The 7009-nt window shown below is 74.5% G+C and carries 8 protein-coding genes and 1 pseudogene; all 9 read left to right on the top strand.

Translation table 11 applies throughout. The annotated features are described in order from the left end of the window. Positions 1-454 (top strand): annotated as a pseudogene (locus KS423_RS33620) (hypothetical protein); the annotation flags it as partial. Positions 455-556: 102 nt separating this feature from the next. Then, positions 557-982 carry a phage tail protein gene (locus KS423_RS33615; RefSeq protein ID WP_224283543.1) on the top strand — a complete coding sequence of 142 codons (426 nt, stop codon included), beginning with the start codon at positions 557-559 and terminating at the stop codon, positions 980-982. Positions 983-1036: 54 nt separating this feature from the next. Beyond that, complete coding sequence (locus tag KS423_RS33610; RefSeq protein WP_224283542.1) at positions 1037-1759, top strand: LysM peptidoglycan-binding domain-containing protein; 723 nt, start codon at positions 1037-1039, stop codon at positions 1757-1759. Next, positions 1756-3534, top strand: a complete 1779-nt coding sequence (locus KS423_RS33605) for a VgrG-related protein (RefSeq protein WP_224283541.1) — start codon at positions 1756-1758, stop codon at positions 3532-3534. The genes KS423_RS33610 and KS423_RS33605 overlap by 4 nt, the downstream gene beginning before the upstream one ends. Positions 3535-3590: 56 nt before the next feature. Next, entirely contained in the window at positions 3591-3908 is a 318-nt protein-coding gene (locus KS423_RS33600) for a PAAR domain-containing protein (protein WP_224283540.1), read from the top strand. Continuing rightward, positions 3905-4342: a GPW/gp25 family protein gene (locus KS423_RS33595; protein ID WP_224283539.1), complete on the top strand. Its 438-nt coding sequence runs from the start codon at positions 3905-3907 to the stop codon at positions 4340-4342. The genes KS423_RS33600 and KS423_RS33595 overlap by 4 nt, the downstream gene beginning before the upstream one ends. Beyond that, entirely contained in the window at positions 4342-6303 is a 1962-nt protein-coding gene (locus KS423_RS33590; RefSeq protein WP_224283538.1) for a putative baseplate assembly protein, read from the top strand. The genes KS423_RS33595 and KS423_RS33590 overlap by 1 nt, the downstream gene beginning before the upstream one ends. Next, on the top strand, positions 6300-6863 hold the full coding sequence (locus KS423_RS33585; protein WP_224283537.1) for a phage tail protein: 564 nt from the start codon (positions 6300-6302) through the stop codon (positions 6861-6863). The genes KS423_RS33590 and KS423_RS33585 overlap by 4 nt, the downstream gene beginning before the upstream one ends. Before the next feature lie 3 nt (positions 6864-6866). Next, positions 6867-7009 (top strand): zinc-ribbon domain-containing protein (locus tag KS423_RS48620; RefSeq protein ID WP_224283544.1); only part of this gene is annotated, 143 nt, incomplete at its 3' end.

Here is a 7009-nt window from a genome sequence, read left to right as displayed (position 1 = left end):
GCCCGTCCTCGCGTCTCCGTCGGGCACGGGCTGGTCGGCGGGCCCGCAGCCCGCCACCGCGCCGGCGCCCGTCGTGTCATGGTCCCTGCCGACCGGGCACGCCACGAACGCCCCCGCCGTACGGTCCGCACCGCCCGCACCACAGGCACCGACCTCGCCGTCCGCGCCCGGCACGGCACGCGTGCTGCAGCGGGTGGCCGAGCAGAACGGCCTGACCGGGATTCCGCTGACCGCCGTGCCCGCCCGCACCCCCACCACGGTGCAGCGTGCCGTAGAACCCCCTGCGAAGGCCCCTGGGAGCGCCCCCGGCGGACCGCCCGCCGAGCCGCCCGCGGACCCCGCCGACCTCGACGAACTGGCCCGGCGGCTGGTCGAACCGGTCGGCCGGCTGCTGCGCACCGAACTGCGCAGGGGCCGGGAGCGCAGTGGCAAACCGTACGACATGCGCCGCTGAGCGTGGACCGGAACGCGGATCAGCACGCGAACCAGAGCGTGGACCAGGCGGACGGCCGGCAGGAGGCCGCAGCGACGTGACCGGAAGCAGGGAGCGGAACCGATGACCGACAACATCTTCGCGTCCAGTGTGTTCTTCAGCCTGACCATCGGCGGCAACGACCTGGGCGAGTTCACCACCTGCTCGGGGCTCGGCGCCCAGGTCGAGATCGAGCAGTACGCGGAGGGCGGCAACAACGGCTTCGCCTGGCAGTTGCCGGGCCGCATCACCTGGTCGAACATCACGCTGACCCGGGCGGTCACCGCGGACACCACCAAGATCGCCCGCTGGCTCGCCGAGATCGTCCGGAAGGTCGAGCCGAAGGACGGCGAGATCGTGGCGCTGCGGCCGGACCTGAGCCGGATCGTCGGCTGGCAGGTGCTCGGGATCGTTCCGGTGCGTTGGGAGGGCCCGTCGTTCGACCCGGCCAACTCCCAGGCCGCGATGGAAACCCTGGAGATCGCCCACGCCGGCCTGCGCCCGTCCTGACCCCACCCCGCACCCCCAGCCCCCCGCCGCCCGGCCCACGGAAGGAGCACCAGGATGTCCCCAGCGGTCCCCGCGAGCGTCACCCGGGCCCAACTGACCATCATGGAGCCACCGTCCACGGTCGGCGCCCAGCCCGGCGGCACGCTCGCGCAGCTCCGGCTCCAGTTCAACCCGGCGACCCTGGTACTGCGCAAGACCACCGAGTGGCGGCGCACCCCGTCCCGGATGGCGGGCGAGTCCGCGCTGCCCGAGTTCGTCGGCAGCGGTCCGCGCTCGCTCTCCCTCGACGTGTTCCTGGACTCCACCGCGACCCACGACAACTCGGTGGAGCGGGCGGTGGAGCAACTGATGACGGCCTGCGTACCCACCCCGACCAGCCTGGCGCGCAAGACGCCGGCCAGCCCGTGGATCCGGCTGGACTGGGGCACCCTGAAGACCACGTCGTTCAACGGGGTGCTGACCGGCCTCTCGGTCACCTACTCGCTCTTCGACGTCGACGGGAAACCGCTGCGGGCGGTCTGCTCGCTCAGCATCGACGAGGCCAGCGTCGACCCGGCCGGCCAGAACCCGACCTCCGGCTCGCCGGAGGCCCGCAGCACCCACCGGGTGATCGCCGGCGACAGCCTGCCGCTGCTCGCCTGGCGCGCGTACGGGGACGCCACCGCCTGGCGCACCATCGCGGAGGCCAACGACATCGACGATCCGCTGGCGCTGGTCCCCGGCGCGGAGCTGATCGTGCCGGGGATCGACGAACTCACCCAGGGCGGACGGCCATGACCACTCCCGAGGCCCGCGGCGGCCGGTCCTTCGCCGCGGATCCCGTCGTCGAGGCGCCGGGCCCGCTGCCGCCGATCTGGGCGACCCAGCTGGTCTCCTGCGACATCGAGGAGAGCGTCGGCCTGCCCGACACCGCGGTGCTGTCCTTCCGGGACGCCGACCACACCTTCCTCGCCGCCACCGGGATCACCATCGGTACTCCGCTGCGGGTGTCGGTGGTCACCGTCCAGGGGAACACCCGGGCACGGCTGTTCACCGGCGAGGTGACCGCGCTGGAGCTGGAGGTGGACACCACGGGCTCGTACACCGTGGTGCGGGCCTCCGCGGTCACCCACCGGCTGATGCGCGGGCGCCGGGTGAAGGCGTTCCGGAACATGACGACCGCCGACATCGTCCGCGAGGTCGCCGCGGGAGCGGGCCTGACCTGCGGGAAGGTCGACTCCTTCCCGGTCGTCCACCAGCAGCTCTCCCAGGCGAACGTCCCGGACTGGGAGTTCCTCCAGTTCCTGGCCCAGGAGAGCGGCGCCCAGGTGCGGGTGGACGACGACGGGAAGCTGGAGTTCGTCCGGCCCGAGCCCGCCTCCGGCGCACCGGCCCCCTCCACCCCCGCGCCGCAGAACCCGCTGGTCCTGGAGTACGGCCGCAACCTGCTGGAGCTGCGCGGCGTGCTGACCGGCGCCGGAGGAGCGGACACGGTCGAGGCGCGCGGCTGGAACGTCACCACCAAGAGCGCCCTGGTCGCCACCGAGCCCGCGGTGACCTCCCGGACCGTGCAGCCGGGGATGAGCCCCTCGGCGGTGACCTCCGCCTTCCCCGGCCAGGCCCGGCTGACCGTCGCCGACACCCCGTACCGCACCCAGGCGGAGACCGCCTCGGTGGCCCGGTCGCTGGCCGCCTCGGTGGCGGCCGGATTCGGCGAGCTGGAGGTGGTCGCCGAGGGCAACCCGCGGCTGCGGGCGGGCACCGCGGTCGCCCTGGGCAACGTCGGCGCCGCCTTCTCCGGCCGCTACACCGCCACCGGTGTGCGCCACCTGCTCGAACCGTTCCGCGGCTACCGCACCACCGTGGTGGTCAGCGCGGCCCCCGACCGCTCGCTGGCCGGTCTGACCAGCGGCGGCAACGCGCCGCCGCGCGGGCCGCGGATGCCGGGCCTGGCCGTCGCCGTGGTCACCGACGTCCGGGAGCCGGGCGGCGGGCAACGCGGCTGGGTGAAGCTGAGGTTCCCCTGGCTGGACGACGCCTACGTCTCCGACTGGGTGCGCACCGTGCAGTGGGGCGGTGCCGGGGGCGGCGGCGTGGTCAGCCCCGAGGTCAACGACGAGGTGCTGGTCGGCTTCGAGCAGGGCGACCTGGACAGCCCGTACGTGCTGGGCGGGCTCTACAACGGCGTGGACCGGCCCTCCCCGCACGACGTGCCGCTGGTCGACGCGGCCGCCGGCAAGGTCAACCGCCGCTCCGTGGTGTCCCGTTCGGGCCACCGGATGGAGCTGCTGGACGTGCCCGGCGGAAAGTCCGGCGTCCGGCTGGCGAGCGGGGACGGGAAGCTGGAGGTCAGCCTGGACCAGCAGCGCGGCGAGATCGTGCTGACCGTCCACGGCCTCGGCGGCGCGGCCGGCAGCACGGTGCGGCTCTCCTCCTCCGGCATCACCCTGGACGCGGGCACCGGAACGGTGGACGTGCGCGGCGGATCCGTCACCGTCCGGGGGACGACCTCCGTCACCGTGGACGGCGGCGCCGAGGCGGTGCTCAAGGGGGCCTTCGTCCGGATCAACTGACGGAACGTCATGTCACACCTACCAGCAGACACCACCATCGGAAACGGAGACCGCACATGCCCCCCGCAGCCCGGACCGGCGACCTCACCGACCACGGCGGCGCCCTCACGACCCCGCCGCCGGGCGCCCTCAAGGTGGCGACCGTGCTGATCGGCGGCCGCCCCGCCGCCGTCGTCGGCACCGTGCACGCCTGCGTCGTCCCCCCGCACCTGGCTCTGGGCCCCGGCAACCTCGTCATGCCCTCCCCGGGTGCGGTCACCGGGGGAGTGGTGCTGATCGGCGGCCTGCCCGCGGCCCGCATGGGCGACAAGACGACCTGCGGCGCGACCATCACCACCGGCGCGTTCAACGTCCTGATCGGGGGCGGCGTATGACGAGCAGCTTCATCGGCCGCGGCTGGGCCTTCCCGCTGCGGGTGAACGCCACCGGCGGCATCGGCATGGTGGACCGGGACCGGGAGCTCGCGGAGGCGATCCGGCTGATCCTCGGCACCGCCCCCGGCGAGCGGCCCATGCGGCCCGAATTCGGCTGCGGCATCCACGAGTACGTCTTCGCCCCGGGGGACAGCACCACCGCCGGGCGGATCGCCCGCGAGGTGCGCATCGCGCTGGAGCGCTGGGAGCCGAGGATCGAGGTCGACGACGTGGTGATCGCCTTCGACAGCGTCGAGGAGGGCACGCTCTACATCGACGTCCACTACACCGTGCGGGCCACCAACGACCGCCGCAACCTGGTCTTCCCCTTCTACACCATCCCGGAGCACCCGGGCGCGGACTCCCTCGACACGGTTGACGGGGGTGAGCGCTGATGGCACTGCCCTCCCCGAACCTGGACGATCGCCGCTTCCAGCAGCTCGTCGACGAGGCCAAGCGGTACGTCCAGCAGCGTGCCCCGGAGTGGACCGACCACAACGTCTCCGACCCGGGCGTCACCCTGATCGAGACCTTCGCCTACCTCGTGGACCAGCTGCTCTACCGGCTGAACCGGGTACCGGAGAAGAACTACGCCGCCTTCCTCGACCTGCTCGGCATCCGGCTCTTCCCGCCCGCCGCGGCCCGGGCCGAGGTCGACTTCTGGCTCTCCGCCCCGCAGCCCGAGACGGTCCTGCTTCGGGCCGGCACCGAGGTCTCCACGCTGCGCACCGAGACCGACGACGCGGTGGTCTTCTCCACCGCCGAGGACCTGCCGATCGTCCCCTGCTCGCTGGAGCGGCTGGTCACCGTCTCCGCTTCCGGCGAGCAGTCCGACGGCACGGCCAGGCTGGCCGACGGCGCGGACGTGCCGTGCTTCCAGCCGCGCCCGGCAGCCGGGGACGCCATGCTCTTCGCCCTGCCGACCGTGGTGCCGCGCTGCATCCTGATCGTCCGGCTGGACAGCCGGGTGGAGGGCGTCGGTGTCGACCCGCGGCAACCGCCGCTGGCCTGGGAGGTGTGGGACGGCGCGCGCTGGATCGCCTGCGAGACCGGCAGCGACACCACCGGTGGCCTCAACCGGCCGGGCGAGGTGGTCGTCTTCGTGCCCGCCGGGCACACCGCCTCGGTGGTCGCCGGCCGGCGGGCCGGCTGGCTGCGCTGCCGGGTCACCGAGCCGCAGCCCGGCCAGCCCTTCTACTCCGAGTCGCCCACCGTCCGGAGGGCCGAGGTGTTCACGGTCGGCGGCACCGCGACCGCCGTCCACGCCCGGACCGTCGCCGACGCGCCGCTCGGCGCCTCGGAGGGCGTCGCGGGCCAGCGCTTCCGGCTCGCCCGGCCGCCGGTGCTGCTCGACGGCGAGCCCCCGGTGGTCGAGGTCGCTGCCGACGACGGCTGGGAACGGTGGACGGTCGTCGAGCACTTCGGCGAGTCCTCGCCCGCCGACCGGCACGTGGTGCTGGACGCGACCACCGGCGAGTTCCTCTTCCCGCCCGCGGTCCGGGAACCCGACGGCAGCCTGCGCGCCTTCGGGGCGGTGCCGCCCAAGGGCGCCCGGCTGCGCGTCCCGCGCTACCGCACCGGCGGCGGGATCGCGGGAAACGTAGCCCGCGGCACCATCACGGTGCTGCGCAGCTCCGTCCCGTACATCGCCCGGGTCGACAACCGGGAGGCGGCCCGGGGCGGGGTCGACGGCGAGACGGTGGAGAACGCCAAGGCCCGTGCCCCGCACCAGCTGCGCCTGCAGGAACGTGCCGTCACCGCCGGGGACTTCGAGCTGATCGCCCGGCAGGCCGCCCCGTCCGCCGCCCGGATCAGCTGCGTGCCCGCCGCCGGCGGGGAGGCCGGGGCGGTGCGGGTGCTGGTCGTCCCCGACGCCGTCGCGGACGAGGGCGACCGGCTGCGCTTCGAGCAGCTGATCCCCGACGAGCAGGTGTTGGCCGCCGTGGCGACGGCCCTCGACGAGCGGCGGCTGATCGGCACCCGGCTGGTCGTGCAGCCGCCCGCCTACCAGGGCGTGACGGTGGTCGCCCGGCTCACCACCCGCTCCGCCGACCCCGACCGGGTCCGCGAGGAGGTGCTCGCCGCGCTGTACCGGTACCTCAACCCGCTGCGCGGCGGCGCCGCCGGCGAGGGCTGGCCGTTCGGCCGGGCGGTGCAGTACGGGGAGGTGTTCGCGGTGCTCCAGCGGGTGGCCGCCGTCGCGGGGGTCGAGGAGCTGCGGCTGTTCCCGGCCGACCCGATCACCGGACGCCGGGGTGCACCCGCCGAGCGGGTCGACGTCCCGCCGGACGCCCTGGTCTTCTCCCATCAGCACCAGGTCGTGGTCACCGCGGTCACCGAGGACGGGCCGTCATGACCCGTGCCGCGGTCCCGGGACTGCCCAGCCCGCACCCGATCGGCGAACTGCTGCCCGCGCTCTTCGCCGACGACGACCTCGCCCAGCGGTTCACGGCCGGCCTCGACACCGTCCTCGCCCCGGTCTTCGCGACCCTGGACAACCTGCCCGCCTACTTCCGGCCCGGCCTCGCGCCGGCCGACTTCCTCGACTGGCTGGCCTCCTGGGTCGCGGTGGAGGTCGACCCGGCCTGGCCGGTGGAGGTGCGCCGCGCGGTGGTCGAGCGCGCGGTGGAACTGCACCGCTGGCGCGGCACCCGGCGCGGCCTCACCGAACGGCTGCGGCTGGTGCTCGGCGCCGGAGCCGAGATCGTGGACGGCGGCGGCGTCTCCTGGTCCACCGACCCGGACGCCGGACTGCCGCCCGCACCGAGCGGCGAGGTGCTGGTCCGGGTCTGGCCGCTGCACGGGCCGGAACCGGACGAGGACCAGGTGCGGTCCGTCGTCAGGGCGGGCTGTCCGGTCCATCTGACCTGCCGGGTGGAGATCCTGCCCGGCCCACCCGGGCGAGCGGAGGGCTGACGGATGCCGGTGTGCCCCGAATGCGGAACGGCCAACGGGGAGGGGGACGACTTCTGCGGCAACTGCGGCGCCTACCTCGGCTGGTCGCACGGCACCGCTGCCGCGCCGACGGCAACGCCGGCCGCGCCCGCGGCGGTGCCCGCACC

The organism is Streptomyces sp. LS1784, assembly GCF_020103755.1.
Classification (GTDB): domain Bacteria; phylum Actinomycetota; class Actinomycetes; order Streptomycetales; family Streptomycetaceae; genus Kitasatospora.
Note: the sequence above shows the minus strand (reverse complement) of the source record. Positions and strands in the feature narration are given on the sequence as shown.